The 19619-nt window shown below is 67.4% G+C and carries 13 protein-coding genes; 5 read left to right on the top strand and 8 right to left on the bottom strand.

The window, feature by feature from the left end:
- Window positions 1-3: 3 nt before the first annotated feature.
- From VGF12_RS03365 to VGF12_RS03340, 6 genes are all read right to left on the bottom strand, one after another.
- The gene (locus VGF12_RS03365) at window positions 4-5832 is read right to left on the bottom strand and encodes an Hpt domain-containing protein (protein ID WP_331174632.1); all 5829 of its coding nucleotides are present in this window, start codon (window positions 5830-5832) and stop codon (window positions 4-6) included.
- A gap of 41 nt (window positions 5833-5873) precedes the next feature.
- Complete coding sequence (locus tag VGF12_RS03360; RefSeq protein ID WP_331174631.1) at window positions 5874-8228, bottom strand: methyl-accepting chemotaxis protein; 2355 nt, start codon at window positions 8226-8228, stop codon at window positions 5874-5876.
- 72 nt (window positions 8229-8300) lie between these two features.
- Complete coding sequence (locus VGF12_RS03355) at window positions 8301-8831, bottom strand: chemotaxis protein CheW (RefSeq protein ID WP_331174630.1); 531 nt, start codon at window positions 8829-8831, stop codon at window positions 8301-8303.
- 2 nt (window positions 8832-8833) lie between these two features.
- Window positions 8834-9199 (bottom strand): response regulator, encoded by a 366-nt coding sequence (locus tag VGF12_RS03350; protein ID WP_331174629.1) that lies wholly within the window; start codon window positions 9197-9199, stop codon window positions 8834-8836.
- 26 nt (window positions 9200-9225) lie between these two features.
- Window positions 9226-9615, bottom strand: coding sequence for a response regulator (locus VGF12_RS03345; protein WP_293501545.1), 390 nt, complete (start codon window positions 9613-9615; stop codon window positions 9226-9228).
- A gap of 61 nt (window positions 9616-9676) precedes the next feature.
- Window positions 9677-9829, bottom strand: a complete 153-nt coding sequence (locus VGF12_RS03340) for a rubredoxin (protein ID WP_119043521.1) — start codon at window positions 9827-9829, stop codon at window positions 9677-9679.
- A gap of 182 nt (window positions 9830-10011) precedes the next feature.
- Here VGF12_RS03340 and thiD point away from each other — a divergent pair, with 182 nt between their 5' ends.
- Genes thiD through mpl form a run of 3 tightly spaced genes read left to right on the top strand, consistent with a single transcriptional unit; the run spans window position 10012 to window position 13674 of the window.
- Entirely contained in the window at window positions 10012-10959 is a 948-nt protein-coding gene (gene thiD, locus VGF12_RS03335) for a bifunctional hydroxymethylpyrimidine kinase/phosphomethylpyrimidine kinase (protein ID WP_331174628.1), read from the top strand.
- Between the two features lie 20 nt (window positions 10960-10979).
- Window positions 10980-12266 (top strand): glutamate-1-semialdehyde 2,1-aminomutase, encoded by a 1287-nt coding sequence (gene hemL, locus VGF12_RS03330; RefSeq protein WP_331174627.1) that lies wholly within the window; start codon window positions 10980-10982, stop codon window positions 12264-12266.
- Between the two features lie 28 nt (window positions 12267-12294).
- A complete protein-coding gene (gene mpl, locus VGF12_RS03325) occupies window positions 12295-13674 on the top strand; it encodes a UDP-N-acetylmuramate:L-alanyl-gamma-D-glutamyl-meso-diaminopimelate ligase (RefSeq protein ID WP_331174626.1) in 1380 nt (459 codons plus the stop codon).
- A 43-nt stretch (window positions 13675-13717) separates the two neighbouring features.
- Here the strand turns inward: mpl and VGF12_RS03320 are convergent, their stop codons facing one another.
- A complete protein-coding gene (locus VGF12_RS03320; protein ID WP_331174625.1) occupies window positions 13718-14113 on the bottom strand; it encodes a PaaI family thioesterase in 396 nt (131 codons plus the stop codon).
- Window positions 14114-14197: 84 nt separating this feature from the next.
- The gene (locus tag VGF12_RS03315) at window positions 14198-16861 is read right to left on the bottom strand and encodes a zinc-dependent metalloprotease (protein ID WP_331174624.1); all 2664 of its coding nucleotides are present in this window, start codon (window positions 16859-16861) and stop codon (window positions 14198-14200) included.
- Between the two features lie 115 nt (window positions 16862-16976).
- Here VGF12_RS03315 and VGF12_RS03310 point away from each other — a divergent pair, with 115 nt between their 5' ends.
- Together VGF12_RS03310 and VGF12_RS03305 are read left to right on the top strand one after the other, a co-directional pair.
- Complete coding sequence (locus VGF12_RS03310; protein ID WP_331174623.1) at window positions 16977-17567, top strand: YqiA/YcfP family alpha/beta fold hydrolase; 591 nt, start codon at window positions 16977-16979, stop codon at window positions 17565-17567.
- A gap of 17 nt (window positions 17568-17584) precedes the next feature.
- On the top strand, window positions 17585-19618 hold the full coding sequence (locus VGF12_RS03305) for a ribonuclease catalytic domain-containing protein (protein WP_331174622.1): 2034 nt from the start codon (window positions 17585-17587) through the stop codon (window positions 19616-19618).
- Window position 19619 lies beyond the last annotated feature (1 nt).

Here is a 19619-nt window from a genome sequence, read left to right as displayed (position 1 = left end):
TGCTCAGGCCGCCTGGGTCCGGTGGGTGTACTGCTGGATCAGGCCGAGCAAGTAGTCCTCGTCATAGGGCTTGCCGAGATAGTGGTCCACACCGAGCTGGGCGGCGTAGTCCCGATGCTTCTGCGCGATGCGCGAGGTGATCATGATCACCGGCAGGCCGGCCAGCCGCGAGTCGGCGCGCATGTTGCGCACCAGGTCGAAGCCGTCCATGCGAGGCATCTCGATGTCAGACAGCACCACCGCGGGCAGCTCGTCGCCGGCCAGCTTCTCCATCGCGTCCAGGCCGTCCTTGGCCAACATAACGCGCAGGCCCACGCGCTCCAGGAAGCGCTGCGTCACGCGGCGCACCGTCAGCGAATCGTCGACGACCAGCACCAGCGGCGCCTGCTCTGCCTCGGCCACCGGCTCCGCCTGCAGCGGGGCCGACGACTGGGCCAGGGCATGGGCCGCGGCCAGGCGAGCCCGGGCCTCAACGCCATACCAGTCGGCCAGCGCCACGACGTTGTAGATCAGCGCCACCTCGCCCGAGGCCAGCAGGCTGATGCCCGCCAGGCCCGGCACGCGGTTGAGCTGGGCGCCGAGGTTCTTGACAACGACTTCCTGGTTGCCAACCACCTCGTCCACGTGCAGGGCGAGGGAAGCCTGGGCACTGTGCACGAGCACGACGTGCGCATGGCGGCCATGGACATGGCCGCGGCCTGCGTGGCCCAGCAGGCCGCCCAGCCAGTAGAACGGCATTTCCAGCCCCGCATGCAACAGCCTGCCGGTGGCGTAAGCCTGCTCTACCGCCTCGACCGGCACGCGCTGCACGGACGCCATCAGCGCCGCCGGCACGGCGACAACCTGATCCGCGCTCTTGAGCAGCACGATCTGCGTCAGCGCCGTCGTCAGCGGCAGGCGCAGCAGGAAGCTGGTGCCCTGCCCGGCCGCCGACGTGGTTTCGATGCTGCCGCCCAGCGTGCCAACCTCGGCACGCACAACGTCCATGCCGATGCCGCGGCCGCTCAGCTCGGTGACCTGACTGGCGGTCGAAAAGCCCGGCGCGAAGATCATGCGCTGGAGCTGGGCATCGTCGGGCTCGGCGTCGGGCGTGATCAGGCCCAATTGCAGGCCGCGCTCGCGGATGCGGGCGAGATTGAGGCCGGCACCGTCATCGGAGAACTTCAGCAACACTTCATTGCCGTGCTGGCTGACGTCGATGCGCAGCGTGCCGACCGGGTCCTTGCCAGCGGCAGTGCGCACATCTGGCGTCTCGATGCCATGAGCGACGCTGTTGCGCAGCAGGTGTTCGAAAGCGCCCGCGGTACGTTCCAGCACCGAGCGGTCCAGCTCGGTCTGGCCGCCGGCGATCTCCAGCCTGACCTGCTTGGCACTGTCCCGGGCGGCCTGGCGCACGACGCGATGCATCCGCTCGCCGATGGAGTCGAACTCGACCAGGCGGGTGCGCAGCAGGTCGTCCTGCAGTTCTCGCGTCAGCCGCGACTGGGCAGCCAGCTCGTCTTCGCCAGTCTGGACGTTGCGACCCAGCGCGCGTTGCAACGTGGCCACGTCACCGACCGACTCGGCCAGCATGCGTGTCAGTTCCTGGAACCGGGTGTAGCGGTCGAACTCCAGCGGGTCGAACTCGCGGCCGCCTTGTTGCGCCATCTCCTGCTGGATGTGCATCTGGGCCTCAGCCTGCAACTCCAGCTCGCGCAACTGCGCGCGCAGTCGCTCGAGGTTGTCGTCCAGGTCCAGCAGGGCACCCTTCATCTGGGCCAGCTCGGACTCCATCCGCGCACGGCGGATGCTGACCTCGCCGGCCTGAGTGGCCATGCGCTCCAGCAGGCTGCCGCGCACGCGCACCTGGGCCAGGCCGATGGCCAGGTTGTCGCTGCCGGCAGCGATCTCGGCGCTGTCGGTGAAGCGGCTCCAGTCGATCTCGCGGATCTGCTCGCCGGCCCTGTCGGCCGTGGCAGCGGGCTGGGCCTGCGGCGCCTCGACGGCGACCACTGGCCGCGCAACCGGCGCTGGCGGCGTGACGACAGCGGGCACGAGCGGTGCCGCAGCAGCAGTTGTCAGGCTGCGGCCCAGTTCCTCGAAGGCATGCTCAAGCGCATCGCCCTCGTGCTGCAGCGCTTGAACCCGAGCGTGATCGGCATGACCGTCACGCAGCACGGCCTCGATGGCCGACTCCAGATGGTGGGCCTGCTCGCCCAAGCGCATGGCGCCGGCGAGGCGAGCGCCCCCCTTGAAGGTGTGCAGGGCACGCATGCAGGCGTCCGAGCGGCCCAGCTCGCCCGGATGGGCCAGCCAGTCTCGCAGGGCGCCATGCAACTGCTGCAGCAGGTCACGGCCCTCTTCCTCGAAGATCGGGTAGAGGTCCGGCTCGATGTTGTCGGGCAGGCCGGGCTCGGGTTCCGGCTCCATCGACGATGTTGGTTCGGGCTCGGCGGACGGTGTCGTCTCAGGCTCGGACTCCAACGCCAGCACGGTCTCGGATGCAGGTTCAACGACCTCGATGGCCTCGGCCACCGGCATCTCGATGCCATCCTCGACAGGCAGCCCGTCCAGCCCGTCCAGCTCGGCGGCGGCGGTGAGCGACTCCTCCTGCGGCTCGTAGGCATGCAGGCGGCTGATGACCTCGGGGTCGTTGGGCTTCAGGAAACCAGCCGCAAACTGGTGCAGCAGGCGGCGGATGTCGTCGGCAGCGCGCACGAAGAGCTCGGCGTCGGCCTCCTCGTAACGCGTGGCGCGCTGGGCGCGGCCCAGGGTGTGCTCCAACTCGCGGGCCAGCGCGGACAGCTCCTCATAACCAACTGTCGCTGCGTTGCCAGCCAGGGCATGGGCCTGGGCCTCGCAGCTGGCCGGCACGGGCTGGGCCAGCTCGGCCGCCCATTCCGCCAGACTGATGGAGAGTTTGCGCGACAGCTCGTCGGCCTCGTTCAGGAAGATGTTGAACAGGGTGATGCTGATGCGCAGCGGACCGATGACCTTGAAGCCCTCGTCCGGGTCCACTGGCTCCGGCTCTGCCTCGATCGCGGCAGCCTCGTTGTCGACCACCAGCCTGGGCAGGGCGAGCGTGACCTCCTCGGGCCTGGGCGGAATCTCGGCCAGGGGCTGCTCGGGGACGACGACAGGTTCGGGATCGTCCAGGTCCAGGATGACACCAAAGTTGGCCAGCGTCTGCTCCTCGCGCTGTGGCGTGGGCAGTGGCAGGGGTTCGGTCGGCGCGTGGGTCGGGACAGAGAGGTCAAGCGTGGGTTCGTCGGCCAGCCATTGCGCCGCATCGAGATCGACTGTGACCTCGGGCACCGGCAGACCGGCTTCGGCATCCGGCATGTCCAGCTCGAGCACGTAGTCGGGCTCAGGCACCGGCACCGCTACCGTCTCGATCGGCTCGGCGACAACGGGCTCGGGCGCGGGTTCGACGACTTCCGTCACCGGAGCTTCCGCGGACCAGTCCAGCGGCAGGGACTGCCCCTGCAAACGCAGTGAATCGGCGCTGCGGCGCAGCGGGTCGGGCAGGCTGTGGCCCGGCTCGGTGCCGGCGATCTGCTGGCGCCAATGAGCGAAATAGTCCAGCGCCTCGGTCGTGAAGCCGATCAGAGCAGCATCGGCCTGCGGGCTGGCCTCGGCGAGGCGGGCGTTGTAGAGCTGCTCGCAGGCCCAGGCGCCTTCGCCGAAGTCGTTCAGGCCCACCATGCGGGCACTGCCCTTGAGCGTGTGGAAGGCGCGGCGCACGACGGTGAGCTGGCCGTGGTCGCTGGGCTGCTGGTGCAGCTCGGCCAACGCTGCACGCGCGTTGGCGATAACTTCGTCGGCCTCCTCCAGGAAGATCTCGCGCATCTCCGGGTCGTCGGCAACGCTGGGCGCGAGCGGAGGCGGCGCGACCACCGGCGAGACGGCCAGCGCGGGCTGCGAAAGGTCGACATCAGGCAGGCTGAGATCGGGCAGATCCAGGCTGCCGAAGTCGACGTGCAGGGGCTGCGTCGCATCCATGGCCGCACCGGGGGCGGGGGCGGCAGGCGACTCGGCCTCAAGGTCGACGTGGAAGCCGCTAGCCTCGAAATCGGGAAGCTCCACGGCCCCTTCGCGGCGGCCCATGACGGCGTCCAGGCGGCCGCTGATCTCGTCGAACTGGAACATGCGCTTGGCCAGTTGCGGCTGGACGCTGAGCATGTCGATGAGAAAGCCGAGGGCGCCGAGGTTGTTGGCCAGGCGCTCGAAGACGTCACGCGCGCCGGGGCGATTGAAGTCGATCTCGGTGTTGGCCAGGCCGTCGATCTCGTCGCGCATGCGGACGGTGGCGTGGGCGGCTTGGTCCAGGCCCAGCACGCTGAGCACGCCGCGCATGGCCTGCAGTTGGCCGGGCACGGGAATCAGCAGCTCGCGCTGGGTAGGACTGCGGAAGTACTCGTCGCACTGGCGCTCGATTTCCGACAGGCTGGCGCGCAGTTCGTGGACGACGCTGCCCAGAGTCTGGCGGTCAGAGACCCGGCGGTACAGGTCCTCCATCCAGTCTTCCAGCGGCTCGGCCGCCTCGCCGTGAGCAACGGCCTCAACGCGGCGCGCCAGGCGGCGCACGCGGTCGGCCTGCTCGGGCTGATCGAAGGCGGCGTCTTCCAGCGCGGCTTCAACATAGAGCAGGCTGGTAGCGACTTCCATCGCGAGCGCGGGCGACGGTGCGGCGCGCGAGCGCAACGTCGCGACGACGGCGCGCTGCAGCGTCTGGGCCAGCACCTCGCCACTCGGGAACAGGCGAGTCAGGGAATCGGACAGCGCGGCGAACTGCTCGTCCAGGCCGCTCAGCCGGTGCTGGTCGCCCTCAGCGGCGCTGGACCAGCTTTCCTTGGCGGCCAGCACGCGGCGCTTGGCCTGCGCGACCCAGGCCGGGTCGATGCGGCCCAGGCTGGCATCTTCGTAGTCACCGGCCTGCTCATCCGTCAGACGGTAGGCTTCGTGAACGGCCATCAGGCGCGGGCCAGCCCCCTGGGTGACGCGGCACTGGGCGCAGAAAAACAGCAGGTCTTGAGCCAGCCGGTCACGCGCCGGGTCGGCTTGGTCGCCCTGGCCAATCACCCGCAGTTCGTGCAGCAACTTGGAGCCCAGGCGCTTCGTGTAGGCATCGCTGCCCAGCAGCTTCAGCGCCTGGCCCTCGAAGACGGCCGCAGCCAATTGCCACAGCGTACGCGACGTGCCGGCCGGCAGCGCGGCAGCAAGGCCAGCGCAAAGGCCTGACAGGTTGGCCGCGTGCGTGGAGCTGGGTTCCCGCATGTGGCGCAGCAGCGCAGCCTCGAAGGGCGCGCGCACGGTATCGGGCGCGCGCGGCGACACGCCGGCTTCCTGCGGGATGCTGCGCCAAGCCCAGTCGAACTGCCACAGGTCGGCGGGATGGATGCGCTCAGCGCCGTTGATCTGCTGCAGGGCGCGATAGCCCGGGTAAAGGGCCAGCGACGAGGTCTTGTTGCCGGCCAGCAGGCGGGCGACATAGGCCAGCAATGCGAAGTCCGCGCGTTCGATGGCATCGACGGTGCTCGCCTCGACCTCCAGGGGCCGCTCTGCCAAGCGGGCCACGGCGATCTCGGCGGCACGCAGCACGCTGGCGCCAGCCGGCAGGCCGACCAGCGACAGCACACCGCTGACCTGGTGCAGTTGCGCCGCCGCCTGCTGCAGCGGAGGGCTGGGCTGGGCATCGGCGCCGAACGCGGCGTGCCGGCTGTCGCTGCCATCGCGAACGAGGCGGCGCAGGGTCTTGTGTACCGACTCCAGGGAGCGGCGCAGTTCCTCCTGCACCCAGGCCAACGGGCTGAGGTCGGCCGGGAGTTCGGAGTCGCGCAGGGAGCTGTCCATGCGGTGGGCTTTCTGCTCGGTGCGGTGTGCGGGGGCGCCGATCAGGCGACCTTGAATCGGGACACGGACGTGCGCAGCGCCTCGGCCGAGCGCGACAGCTCATGCACCATCTGGGCAGTGGAACGCGTGCCTTCGGAGGTCTGCTCGGTCACCGCAAAAATGTGCTGGATGTTGGAGGCGACGTCGTTGGCATGCGCGGCCTCCTGCTGAGCCTGCGAGGAGATGCGCACGATCAGCTGGTCCAACTGGCGCGACACGCTGTCGATGTCCTCCAGCGCCTTGCCGGCCGCGTCGGACAGTTGCGTACCTTCCACCACGCCGCGCGTTGAGCGCTCCATGGCGGCCACGGCGTCGTGGGTGTCGGTCTGAATGGTCTTGACCAGTGCGGCAATCCGGCGCGTCGCGTCGCCGGAGCGTTCCGCGAGGCGCTGCACTTCTTCCGCCACCACCGAGAAGCCGCGGCCCGCCTCGCCGGCGGACGCGGCCTGAATGGCTGCGTTCAGAGCCAGCACATTGGTCTGCTCGGTAATGTCCGAGATCAGCTCCGTGATCTCACCGATTTCCTGGGACGACTCGCCCAGGCGCTTGATGCGCTTGGAGGTCTCCTGGATGGAGTCGCGGATGGTGTTCATACCGGCGATGTTGTTCTGCATCGCAGAAAGACCTTGCTCGGCGGCCTGACGGCTCTGACGCGCCACCTCGGCCGTCGTCTGCGCCTGGGCGGACACCTCCGTGATCCGGTTCGCCATGCCCAGCACGGCCTCGCCGGTCGCACGGATCTCGTGCAGTTGCTCCTTGGAAGCGGCAAGCAGGTCGGTGGAAGTCTGGTCCACGGCGCCGGTCGTGTCCGTCACGCGAGCCGCGGTGGCCTGCACCTGGCCGACCAGGTTGCGCAGTTCCTCCACCGTGTAATTCACGGAGTCGGCAATCGCGCCGGTGATGTCTTCCGTCACCGTCGCCTGCTGCGTCAGATCGCCCTCGGCGACGCTGGCCAGTTCGTTCATCAGCCGCAGAATGGCCGCCTGGTTGGCGTCATTGACGCGCTTGGCCTCCTGCTCCTGGGCCTCGGCCTCGCGGCGCTGGGCCTCGGCGAGCGCGGCGCGTTCGGACTGGTCAGCCACGAAGAGGCGCAGGAACCCACCGGCACCGACGACAAGCGCCACAAGCGACAGGAACAGCAGCAGGGTCAGGCCCCAACTGGCACCACCCGACTTTTCCAGCTCGCCGGCGACCTGCTCCAGGCCTTTGCGCAGCGGTTCAGAGTCGTTCAGGATGGCCGTCTGCGCCTCGCGGGCGGACACCAGACCCTGAAGGTTGCCCAGAATTGCGGAGGCCTGGGTGCGGGTCTGCTCGTACTGCTTGAGCAGGGTTTGCAGGCGTTCCTTGAGCTGCGGGTCGCGTGCGGCGTTCAGGCGCAGCTCGGGGCTGCCGCTGATCAGGGCCTCGGTGATGAGCTTGAAGGAGTTCAAGTCCTTGCCGAGCAGGAACACAGCTTCGGGGCTGACACCTTCCTGCGTCAGGAACTCGTTGGCGCTCTTGCCGATGCGTTGGGTCAGCATGACGAGCTGGCCGACCGCGGAGACCTCGCCCGCGGACGAACCGATCTGCAAGGCCTGGGACGACACGGCCTCGGCGCTTTCCAGCAGGTCACTGGACTGACGATTGATGGCGCGCAATGCCTGACCCACCTGGGTCAGGATTTTCTCCTGGGCTTGAACGATCTTGCCGTTCTTCTCGGCACGCTCGACCAGCGGCGTCAGGGATTCCAGCGTCGGCTGCACGGCGGCGGGCGCAATGGCCAGGTCCCCCTCACCCGTGCGCAGGTTGTTAACGACACCGCTGAGCGTGCTGACCGATTCGCGCAGTTCCGCGAAGGCCGTCGGATTGCCGACCAGGGCCGCGGACACGGACTTGGCCATGCGCTGCGAATGCATCAGCGCCTGACCTGAGGCGCGCACCTGAGCCGCGCTGCGGTTCGACGACACCAGCACCAGGCTGACGGAGATGGCCGTGCCGATGAAGCCCAGGGCGACGAGCGCGGTCAACACGCGCTGACGATGACGGCCGAAGAACTCGCCAAGCTTTCCGGCGGCGGGAGCGGCCGGGGGCGGCAGTTGGGTGGGATCGGCCGCCTGCGTGGTGGGCGCGAAGCCCATCGTATTGCTAGGCGGAAACTCGCTGATCGGGCCGGGCTCGGACGGCAAGGCCTGCGAAATGATGGACGGCATCTCCGCACGCGTGGGAATCTCGCCGCCGACCAGGGTGGAGTCGGGATTGCGGCTGGCATCGAAGCCGCCGTTGGTGCGTGAATCGATGGTCGTGTCGCCACCTTCCGGCGGCGGCAGCGGCAGGTCATCGGCTTCGGGCTTTCCCCTGAGTTTGTCCAGCAGGCTCATCTCACCCTCGTCCTTCAGTGTTTGCGATGTCCGCGTCAACGCGCGGCTTGAAGCTTGGAAACGGAGCGCCCATCAGGCGACGATGTGCAGGAAGTTCTCCTGCCGCGACAACGCCTCGAGATCGATCTCTTGCCAGTGGCGGCCGGCTTCGTCGCAGTGCAGTGCGCCGGCGAAACGCGGCAACGGCCCGGCCGGCTGCTGTGCGGCCCGCGGCAATTGCTCGTCGCTGCGCAGGCCGGCCAGCCGGTCCACGAGCAGCGCGCAGTTCAGGTTCAGGTCGCTGCCCAACGACACCAGGCGGCTCTGTGTCGGCACGGCACGGCCGGGGGCAGGGTCGCGCAGGCCGAGATACACGGCCAAGTCGACCACCGTGAACAGACCGCCGCGCAGATTCGCCACGCCAGCCAGCCAGGGCTTGGCATAGGGCACGGGCTTGATCGGCACGGGCGCGAAGATCTCGCTGGCCTGCTTCAGTGAAAACAGCAAACCGACGCCGGCACATTCCACGGCCAGCCAGTTCGCGATCAGCGTCTGCTCCCGCGCAGCTTGCATGCGCTCGGCCAGACGCTGCTGCAGCTCGCGGAGTGCCGTCTTGTTCGCCATGTTCAGCCGAGGGCTTTGATCTTGGCCAGCAGCTCTTCGGCCTTGACGGGCTTGACGACGTAGTCGCTGGCACCCTGGCGCATACCCCAGACCTTGTCGGTCTCCTGGCCCTTGCTGGTGCACATGATCACGGGAACGCCGGCATAACGCTCGTCGCGTGTGATGGCACGCGTCAGCTGGAAGCCATTCTGGCCCGGCATGACGACGTCCATCAGGATCAGGTCGGGCCTGGCCTCGGCCAGGCGCTTCATGGCCTCCTCGCCGTTCTCCGCGGTGCGCACGTTGAAGCCGCGCTTGCCCAGCATCTCCGACAGCGCGTGCAGCTCTGTCTTGGAGTCGTCAACCAGCAGGATGTTATGAATGCTCATGGCAGTTCTCTCTCGATGGGCGCTTCTCAGGGCCGGTGCTGCAGCACCGCCTGAAGCAACTGGTCCTTGGTGAAGGGCTTGGTCAGGTAGTCCTGCGAGCCCACCATACGTCCGCGGGCCTTGTCGAAGAGGCCGTCTTTCGATGACAGCATGATCACCGGCACTCCCGAGAACTGCGGGTTGCGCTTGATGATGGCGCAGGTCTGATACCCATCCAGACGCGGCATCAGGATGTCGCAGAACACAAGATCGGGATGGAAATCGCCCAGCTTGGCCAACGCATCGAAGCCATCCTCGGCCAGAGCCACCTCGTGACCCCCCTGCTTCAGGAAGATCTCCGCACTGCGACGGATGGTGTTGCTGTCGTCGATGACCAGGATGCGGGTGGGTCCCGCACCGGAAACTTGCTCGTTCAAACGTCGTCTCCTGGGAACTTCAGCTCGAGGCCAGCCCCATTCGGCCGCCCGTGAGGCAGGGTCAGATGCGCACCATCTCGAAATCTTCCTTGCGCGCGCCGCAGTCGGGACAGGTCCAGTTCATGTCGACATCGGCCCAGGCAGTGCCGGGCGCAATGCCATGCTCGGGATCGCCCGTGGCTTCGTCATAGATCCATCCACAGATCAGGCACATCCAGGTACTCGGTTCGCTCACGGTGCTCAGAGTTTGCTCACTACAATCAAATCATTCTAGCCAGGGCCCGAGAGCGCAATGCTGAGGGCAAACGCCTGTGCCCAGGGCCTCGGAAACGCCCTTTTAGCGGCAGACTCCACGCTTTGCGGCAGCTTCTCGGCCGCGCCCGCCATGACTTCCCCATGAGCCCAACACCCAACACCGCCGACCCCGAGGTCGATGCCCCCCAAGACGAACAGGAAAGCCCGCCGCCGGCCTGCGTACTGAGCTTCAACGCCAGCGACGCGTCCGGTGCAGGCGGCCTTGCCGGCGACGTTGCAACGATCGCCGCCATGGGTGCGCACTGCCTGCCCGTCGTCACTGCCGTCGTGCTGCGCGACACCGCCGAGGTCTTCGAGCACGAGAACCTCGACGCCGACACGGTCGCCGAGCAGGCCCGCCACATCCTGGAAGACGTGCCCATCACGGCCTGGAAGGTCGGCTTCCTCGGCAACGCCGAGGCGGTCAGCGCAGTGGCCGAGGTTCTGAGCGACTACCCGGATGTTCCGCTGGTCACCTACCTGCCTGCGATCGCATGGATCGACGAGGACGAACAGCAGAGCTACCTGGATGCGCTGCGCGAGCTGGTGCTGCCGCAGACCGCCGTGCTGGTGGGCAACCACAAGACCATGACTGACTTCCTGTTGCCCGACTGGGACAGCGAGCGCAGTCCCTCGGCACGCGAGTTGGCCGTCGCCGCCGCGCAGGCTGGTGCCCAGCATGTACTGGTCACCGGCGTGCAGTTGCCCAACCAGTACGTGGACAACGTGCTTGCCAATGCGCAAGGCCCCATCACTGGCGAAAAGTTCGAGCGCTTCGAGACCGCCTTCGTCGGCGCCGGCGACACGCTGTCGGCAGCGCTGGCGGCGCTGCTATCGGTGGGTGCCGAATTGCACTCGGCGGTCAGCGAGGCCCTGTCCTTCCTCGACCAGTCGCTGGACGCGGGCTTCCGCCCGGGCATGGGCAACGTCATCCCCGACCGCTTCTTCTGGGCCCTGCCCACGGCGGACGAGGAAGGTGGCGAGCCACCGGACTTCGAGCCCGACCCCGAACCCGAGCAGCCGCCGAAAACGCCGCGGCGCATGCATTGACTCCCTGATTCCCTTTTCCCATGGCTAGCAATTCCGAGCTCTTCGAGCGCGCCGCGCGCGTCATCCCCGGCGGCGTGAACTCTCCCGTGCGCGCCTTCCGCGCCGTCGGCGGTACGCCGCGCTTCATCGCCCGCGGCGAAGGGGCCTATATCGTCGACGCCGAAGGCAAGCGCTACATCGACTACATCGGCTCCTGGGGTCCCATGATCCTGGGCCACGGCCACCCGGCCGTCCTGGAGGCGGTGCAGAAGGCCGCCACTGAGGGCTTCTCCTTCGGCGCACCGACGGAGCGCGAGATTGAGCTGGCCGAGGAGATCCTCAAGTTGGTGCCCAGCATGGATCAGGTGCGCCTGGTGAGCTCCGGCACCGAAGCGACGATGAGCGCCATCCGCCTGGCGCGCGGCGCCACAGGCCGGCACAAGTTCATCAAGTTCGAGGGCTGCTACCACGGCCACACCGACGCGCTGCTCGTGAAGGCCGGTTCGGGCCTGGCCACCTTCGGCCACCCCACCAGTGCAGGCGTCACGCCCGGATCGGCGGCGGACACCCTGGTCCTCGAATACAACAACGTGGAGCAGCTGGAAGCCGCGTTCGACGAAGCCGGCCACGAACTGGCCTGCGTCATCATCGAACCCATCGCGGGCAACATGAACTTCGTGCGTGCCTCCGTGCCCTTCATGACGGCACTGCGGCGCCTGTGCACGCAGCATGGCGCGCTGCTTGTGCTGGACGAGGTCATGACGGGCTTTCGCGTCGGCCTGGGCTCCGCACAGGCCCATTACGCCAAGCTGATCCCCGGCTTCGCACCCGACATCTCCACCTTCGGCAAGGTCATTGGCGGCGGCATGCCGCTGGCGGCCTTCGGCGCCAGGCGCGAGGTCATGCAGCACTTGGCGCCGCTGGGCGGCGTCTACCAGGCCGGCACGCTGTCAGGCAATCCGGTGGCCACAGCCTGCGGTCTGGCAACGCTGCGGGAGATCCAGAAACCCGGCTTCTTCGAGTCGCTGTCCGCCAAGACGCGCCTGCTGGTCGATGGCCTGAAGACGGTCGCTCTTGAAAACGGCGTGCCCTTCAGCGCCGACTGCGAAGGCGGCATGTTTGGCTTCTTCCTGCTGCCGGAGCTGCCGCAGAACTACACGACCGTGATGACCACGGACAAGGAGCGCTTCAACCGCTTCTTCCACGCGATGCTGGATGCCGGCATCTATCTTGCTCCGGCCTTGTACGAGGCAGGTTTCGTATCGGCCGCCCACACCCAGGCCGACATCGATGCCACCCTCGCGGCCGCACGCACCGCCTTGCGCTGAGTTCCCACGCCCTACGGGGCTGATCGCCATGCACTTGCACATCCTCGGTATCTGCGGCACCTTCATGGGGGGGCTGGCGGCGCTTGCGCGCGAGGCCGGCCACCGCGTGACGGGCTGCGACGCGAACGTCTACCCGCCCATGAGCACCCAGCTCGAGGCCCTGGGCATCGAACTGATCACCGGCTTCGGCGCCGAGCAACTGGAGCTCCAGCCGGATGTCTTCGTCATCGGCAACGTGGTCACGCGCGGCGAACGATTCCCGCTGATGGAGGCCATCCTCGACGCCGGCCTGCCCTATGTTTCCGGCCCGCAATGGCTGGCCGAGCATGTTCTGCAGGGGCGCCACGTCCTGGCCGTGGCCGGCACGCATGGCAAGACGACGACGACGTCCATGTTGGCGTGGATCCTGGAGCATGCAGGGCTGAAGCCGGGCTTTCTGGTGGGCGGCGTGCCACAGAACTTCGGCGTGTCGGCTCGACTTGGAGAAGGCAAGAGCTTCGTCATCGAGGCCGACGAGTACGACACGGCCTTCTTCGACAAGCGCAGCAAGTTCGTGCACTACCGCCCGCGCACGGCCATCCTGAACAACCTCGAGCACGATCACGCCGACATCTTTCCGGACCTGGCCGCCATCGAGACCCAGTTCCACCATCTCGTGCGCACCGTGCCGGCCAGCGGCCGCCTGGTCGTCAACGCCCGCGAGGAGGCATTGCAGCGCGTCATAGCGCGCGGCTGCTGGAGCGAGGTGCAGCGTTTCGGCGCCAAGAAGGAAGAGGCCGGCATGCTGCGCGCCCGCGGCGAGCCGCAGTCCTTCGATGTGCTGCGCGGCGGTCTGAAGGTCGCGCGCGTCGAATGGGGATTGATTGGCGAGCACAACCAGCTCAATGCGCTGGCAGCCATCGCCGCTGCCGAGCATGTGGGCGTGACGCCCGAACAGTCGGCCGCTGCGCTGGCCGAGTTCCAGAACGTGCGCCGCCGCATGGAGCTACGTGGCGAGGCCCGACGCGAAGGCGGCAGTATCAAGGTCTACGACGACTTCGCCCACCATCCGACGGCCATCCGCACCACCATCAACGGTCTGCGCCGTCGCATCGCACCGGCCGAGCGCATCCTGGCCATCTTCGAGCCCCGCTCCAACACGATGAAGCTGGGCACCATGAAGGCCCAACTGCCCTGGGCGCTGGAGGAGGCCGACCTGGCTTTCTGCAACCAGCAGGGCTTGAGCTGGGACGCCAAGGAAGCGCTGGCGCCCATGGGCACCCAGGCATTCGTCGGCGCGGACGTCGATGCGCTCGTGGCCGCTGTCATCAAGGCCGCGAAGCCGGGCGACCATCTTCTATGCATGAGCAACGGCGGCTTTGGCGGCATTCACGACAAGCTGCTGGAAGGCTTGGCAGCCCACGCCTGAGGACCCGAGCAGGCGCCGCCCGACCACGCCGGCCCGCGGGAGATCAGCCTTTCCCGTACAGCACCATCTGCGTGCATCGGAACAGGGCCATGGTCTTGCCAGTCTCCCGGTGCGTCACCACCGCGTCCCAGACCTGCGTCGTGCGCCCGCCGTGCACCAGCCGCGCCGCGCATTCCACCGTGCCGTCACGCGCGGTGCCCAGGAAGTTGGACTTCAGCTCCACGGTCGTGAAGCCGACAGCACCACTCGGCAGGTGGGCCATGCAGCCATAGCCGGCGCAGCTGTCGGCCAGCGTGACGACGCTGCCTGCATGCAGAAAGCCGTTGGGCGCCATCAGTTGCTGCCGCACCGGCATCTCGCCCTGCACCTCGCCGCCCGCATTGCGGGTCACGACGATGCCAAGATGGTCGGGAAGGTAGGGCGTGGACGTGCTGGTCATGGGGTTTCCTGAGGCAGAGAAGCACATGCTAGCGAGCAAAAAAGGCCGGCGCAGCGGCCGGCCTTGTGAGCGAAGCGATGACGATCAGCTGCGCGTCAGCGAGGCCTTCAGCATCGAGCTCAGCATGTCCTGCATCTCAACCACGTGGGCGCGGGTCTCGACCGACAGCCCCGGCTTGGCCGCCGCCGCACGCAGGTCGTTGGCCAGCAGGTTGGCATGCCAGCGCGCCATCGAGAAGGCATCGGCATAGACCGTCGCGCCGTTGGTCGAGCGGTTCAATTGCGCCTGCAGGCGACGCAGGTACTCGCGCTGGAGGCTGCGACGCATGCGATCGATCTCGGCGCCGGTCTTGAGCTCGCTGAAGATCGCGCCTTGCAGTGCGCCGTAGACCTCGCTGAGCGACACAGCACCCTTGCGTTGGGCTTCGGGCAGATAGGCACCCTGCTCGATGAGGCGGCGCGCCGTGTTGGGCGACATCAGGCGGTCCAGCACGCGGCCCTGCAGTGCAGCGACGGCGTCCGGGATGGACAGCGGCAGGCCGCGGTCCCACTCGTTGTAGTCCAGCGTCTGCGTGGCGAGGAACTCGGGTTTGAACTTGAACGAGTCGCTGGACAGCAGGCCGCTGGCAATGAAGCGCAGCGCCTCGCGCTGCTGCGCGTTCTCCACCGGCTTGAAGGCCGGGCCGCTCGTAACGCCCGGCACCACGCGCTCGGCATACATGCCGCCCACGTACTTGCTGACGTTGTTGGCCGTCATGCCCATCTGGCGGAAGGACTCTGCGATCGAGCGGCGGTTGCGCAGCGGGTCGTCACCCACGGTGGCCTGACGCGACTGCACGCGATCCCACAGTTCCTGGCTGAGCTTGAGGCGCTTCTTGGCGTAGGCCAGCGGGTCGTCGCCAAGATCGCGCTGGTTGCTGCGCGGGTCGAAGCCGTCATAGGGACCGCCGACGCCTTGGTCAAAGTCGTCGCCGTAGGCAAGCAGAGGCTCCGTCGAGCGGGCCGCGATCTTGGCCAGTTCGGCGGCTTCCTGTTCGGCCGGGATCTGCTTGTAGGCGTACTCAATGGCCCAGTAGTCGTAGGCGCCCAGCGTCGTGTTGGTGACAGTGGTCTTGGCCTCACCCTTGAGCGGCAGGTTGTAGGCGTTGTAGTCCATCACCGAGTTGGAGATGCCATGTGCATCGGTGAAGGCCTTGTCTTTCAGCTGGGCCTGGGTGACGGTCGTGGACGACTTGAAGTTGTGCTTGAGGCCCAGCGTGTGGCCGACTTCGTGCATGACCACGTCCTTGACGACGGCCTGAGCCAACGCCTCGGCCTCGGGGCCGTCCATCTCCAGGCCGTCGCGCAGTGCCAACAGGTCCAGCGCAAAGCCGAACTCGTGGGCCTGATCGGCCATGTAGCTGCACTGCTGCTCGGCCAGATGCAGGCTGCGCTCACCCATCCAGCTTGTCAGCGCCGGCTGGCCTCCAGGCAGCACGTCGTCGGCGGCCAGACGGCGTGAGCCGCGGCCGAAGACGTCGCTCATGCCGATGTCAGCATCCAGGATTTCGCCGGTGCGCGGGTCCTTGTTGCTCGGGCCGATGGCGAAACCGACATCGGCGCCGGTGAACCAACGCACGGACGCATGCGTCGAGTCCATGTTGTCCCAGTCGGCATCATCGGGCTGCTGCCTGGCCTGCACGGCGTCCTTGAAGCCGATCTTCTCGAAGGCCTTGTTCCACTCTTCGATGCCGGCCTTGACCGAGGCGCGGTACTTCGCGGGGATGTTCTTGTCCATCCAGTAGACGATGGGCTGCACCGGCTCGGACAGGGCCGCGCTCGGGTCTTTCTTCTCGAGGCGCCAGCGAGCCACCATGTGCACGCGCGGGTTGGCCTTGAGATCGTCACCGAGGTTGCTGTAGCTCTCCATGAAATGACCCAGACGGGGGTCGGCATGGCGCACGGCGGCCGGCTTTTCGGGCAGCGCGCGGAAGCTGTAGACGAAGCTGAAGAACATCGAACGCGGGTCCGGCGTGGCCTGGGGCGGCGTCGGCACGGGCACGGGCGCGGGCACCAACGACGGTGCCGGGATGCGCGGCGTGGCGAAGTGCACGCGCGAGGTCAGGGTCGAGATCTGGGCGTCGGCACGCGTGGCCTCGATGTAGGAATTGGCACGATCGGGTGCGAACGGCAGGCGGTAGGCCATCTCCAGGCGCGTGGAGTAGCCGGGGATGTCGCCCAGCAGCAGGCCGCTGGCGTCCACCAGTACCGACTTGCGGTCCGGGTGCTCGGCGCTGGCCACCGGCGTGCCGGCAATCAGGCTGGGCGAGAAAGCCTGCTCGAGGGCCTGCTTGCTGGAGGCGCTGTCGGAGCGGAACTTGGTGTTCAGCGCGATCAGCTGGACCTGATTGCCGATGCGGCGCCATTCGGCCAATTCATCGCCCAGCATCTGGCTGGCGTAGAAGCCGCGCTCGCCGATCGAGTTGGCCACGTTGACGCTGAACAGGAAAGGCTTGTTGAAGGCTTCCTTGGGGATCTCGATCCAGACCTTCTCGTCCTTGCGCCAGATCGGGAACAGGCCGGGCTGCTCCTTTGCACCCTTGATCACGTCAGCAAAGGGCTTGGGTGCTGCAGCAGCGGCGGCGGCGGCAGCGGCTGCCGCTGCCGGTGGCACCGAGGCGGCACCGTTGGGCGGGGTCTGGGCTTGTGCAACCGCGGCAAGCGCGAACAGGATGGCGGTGGCCAGGGCGGTTCGAGGCGTCGGAATCATGGGTAACGGGTCCGAGGATGGGAAAAGGCAGGGACTGTGGCGGGCAGCGACACTCGAGTCAAATGAATTCCGCTTGCGTCGCAGGCTGCACAAAGCTCCGCTCAAAACTTCCGTCATGGATCTCACACATCTGCTCTATTTGCACGGTTTCCGCTCTTCGCCGGCATCGGCCAAGGCGCGCCGCATGGCGGCGTGGGCCGCCGGGCGACCGGGTCTGGTCTTCGTCTGCCCGCAACTACCGCCCTCCCCCCTGGCCGCCATGGACCTTGTGTCCCGCCTCGTGGCCGACTGGCCGACGCAAGGCGCCGCTGTCGTCGGGAGTTCGCTGGGTGGCTTCTACGCGACCGCACTGGCCGAACAGCCTGCCCACCGCGCTTGGCGCGTGGCGGTGCTGAATCCGGCCGTGGCTCCTGCACGCGACCTGTCCCGCCACATCGGCACGCTGACCGCCTGGCACGATCCCGAGCTGCAGTTCAACTTCACTGCACAGCATGTGGCCGAGCTCGCTGCGCTGACGCCGCCCGCGCGGCTGACGGCCCCGGCACGGTATTACGCCCTGATCGCCAAGGGTGACGAGCTGCTGGACTGGCATGAGATGCTGGCCCGCTACGCCGGCTGTGACGGCGAGGTGCTGGAAGGCGGCGACCATGGTCTGACGGACTTCGACGTCCACCTGCCCGGCGTCGTCAGGCACCTGCTGGCGTAAGGGACAATCGCCCGCCTATGTTTGTGCTGTTTGATGATGCCGGCAAATTCCTCGCCGGCCGGGTGATGTCTGAGGCCGACGCCTCGCTGCAGGTGGAACTGGACTCCGGCAAGCGGGTGAAGGTGAAGTCCGCCAACGCGCTGCTGAAGTTCGAGCAACCGGCGCCCGCCATGTTGTTAGCCGAGGCCCGCAAGCTGGCTGACGAGATCGACCTCGATCTCGCCTGGGAGTTCGCGCCCGAGGGCGAGTTTGGCTTCGCCGACCTCGCCCGCGACTACTTCGATGCCAAGGCTGGCGTCGTGCCGCAGGCCGCCGCTCTCTTTCGCCTATATGACGCGCCGCACTATTTCCGCCGAGCTGGCAAGGGCCAGTTCAAGAAAGCGCCCGAGGAAACAGTCAAGGCTGCGCTGCTGGGCATCGAGCGCAAGCGTCAGCAGCAACTGCAGATCGAGGCCTGGGCCGAGGAATTGATTAAGGCCGCGTGCCCCCAACCCATCCAGGACCAGATCTACAAGATCCTCTTCAAACCCGACAAGAACGGACCGGAGTACAAGGCCGTCGTCGAGGCCAGCAAGCGCTCGCACAAGGCGCCGCTGGACCTGCTGCAGGCCGCGGGCGCCATCACTAGCGCCTACCAGTTCCACTGGAAGCGCTTCCTGTTTGAGAACTTTCCCAAAGGCACGGGCTTCCCGGCCCTGGCCGCGCCCGAGATCAAGGAAGAACTTCCCCTCGCGCCAGTGCGCGCCTTCTCCGTCGATGATTCGCAGACCACCGAGATTGACGATGCGCTCTCGGTGCAGGGTCTGGGCACCGGCACCGTGGTCTTCGGGGTGCACATCGCGGCGCCGGGCCTGGCCATCACGCCGGACTCGGCCGTCGACAAGGTGGCCCGCGAGCGCCTGTCCACCGTCTACATGCCGGGCTGGAAGATCACCATGCTGCCTGACGACGTCGTACAGGCCTACACGCTGATCGAAGGCCGTGACTGCCCGGCCGTGTCCATTTATTTCACCTTGGACGAGGCGTCGTTCGAGGTCAGGTCGCGCGAAACCAAGCTGGAGCGCGTGCCCATCGCCGCCAACCTGCGCCACGACAAGCTGGACGGCATCGTCACGGACGCCACGCTCGCCGGCGAGGCGCCGGCCGACTACGCCTTCGCGCCCGAGCTGGCCTTTGCCTGGCGCCTGGCCAAGCATCTCAAGGCCCAGCGTGAGATCGTCCGCGGCAAGCCCGAGACCTTCAACCGGCCGGACTACAACTTCCGCCTCGCCGGCGAGCGCATGGAAGCGCCCAACGGTACCGAGTCCATCGAGATCGGCGTGCGAGCGCGCGGCAGTTCGCTGGACCTGATCGTGGCCGAGGCCATGATCATGGCCAACTCCGCCTGGGGCGGCTGGCTGGCCGAGCTGGGCCTGCCGGGCATCTACCGCAGCCAGGCCAGCCTGGCGCCTGGCATCAAGGTGCGCATGGGCGTCAAGCCCCTGCCGCATGCCGGCATGGGCGTGGCGCAGTACACGTGGGCCACGTCGCCGCTGCGCCGCTACGTCGACCTGGTGAATCAATGGCAGATCATTGCCTGCGCCCGTCACGGCAAGACGGCAGCGCTCGTCGCGCCCTTCAAGCCCAAGGACGCGCAGCTGTTCTCCATCATCTCGGGCTTCGAGTCCGCCTACATGGCGTACAACGGATTCCAGAACAGCATCGAGCGCTTCTGGACGCTGCGCTGGCTACAGCAGAATGGCACGAACGAACTGACCGCCGCCGTCATGAAGGAAGGCCTGGTGCGCGCCGATGACCTGCCGCTGGTCTTCAAGGCGTTGGGCTGCGAGAGCCTGCCGCGCGGCAGCCATGTGAAGGTGCGCATCACCGGCCTGGACGAGATGACGCTGGACGTGCATGCGACGCTGATCGAGCGCTTGGACGAGGCCGCAGCCACCGATGAGCCCGAGGGCGATGAGGATGAACTCGAAGCTGCTGCGGCCCCGATCGCGCTGGCCATCGACCTGAACGACGGCGCCGGTGAGTCCGAGCCGGCTGCCGCCCAGGGCTGAG

Source organism: Roseateles sp., from assembly GCF_036404855.1.
Classification (GTDB): Bacteria; Pseudomonadota; Gammaproteobacteria; order Burkholderiales; family Burkholderiaceae_C; genus Pelomonas.
The sequence above is the reverse complement of the archived record's forward strand: the minus strand, read 5'-3'. Positions and strand labels throughout refer to the sequence as shown.

Coding starts and splice junctions, on each gene's coding strand:
- VGF12_RS03340 (WP_119043521.1), bottom strand. CDS start 9,829: ATGTGCCTGATCTGTGGATGGATCTATGACGAAGCCACGGGCGATCCC.
- VGF12_RS03305 (WP_331174622.1), top strand. CDS start 17,585: ATGTTTGTGCTGTTTGATGATGCCGGCAAATTCCTCGCCGGCCGGGTG.
- VGF12_RS03350 (WP_331174629.1), bottom strand. CDS start 9,199: ATGAGCATTCATAACATCCTGCTGGTTGACGACTCCAAGACAGAGCTG.
- VGF12_RS03360 (WP_331174631.1), bottom strand. CDS start 8,228: ATGAGCCTGCTGGACAAACTCAGGGGAAAGCCCGAAGCCGATGACCTG.
- hemL (WP_331174627.1), top strand. CDS start 10,980: ATGGCTAGCAATTCCGAGCTCTTCGAGCGCGCCGCGCGCGTCATCCCC.
- thiD (WP_331174628.1), top strand. CDS start 10,012: ATGAGCCCAACACCCAACACCGCCGACCCCGAGGTCGATGCCCCCCAA.
- VGF12_RS03310 (WP_331174623.1), top strand. CDS start 16,977: ATGGATCTCACACATCTGCTCTATTTGCACGGTTTCCGCTCTTCGCCG.
- VGF12_RS03365 (WP_331174632.1), bottom strand. CDS start 5,832: ATGGACAGCTCCCTGCGCGACTCCGAACTCCCGGCCGACCTCAGCCCG.
- VGF12_RS03320 (WP_331174625.1), bottom strand. CDS start 14,113: ATGACCAGCACGTCCACGCCCTACCTTCCCGACCATCTTGGCATCGTC.
- VGF12_RS03315 (WP_331174624.1), bottom strand. CDS start 16,861: ATGATTCCGACGCCTCGAACCGCCCTGGCCACCGCCATCCTGTTCGCG.
- VGF12_RS03355 (WP_331174630.1), bottom strand. CDS start 8,831: ATGGCGAACAAGACGGCACTCCGCGAGCTGCAGCAGCGTCTGGCCGAG.
- mpl (WP_331174626.1), top strand. CDS start 12,295: ATGCACTTGCACATCCTCGGTATCTGCGGCACCTTCATGGGGGGGCTG.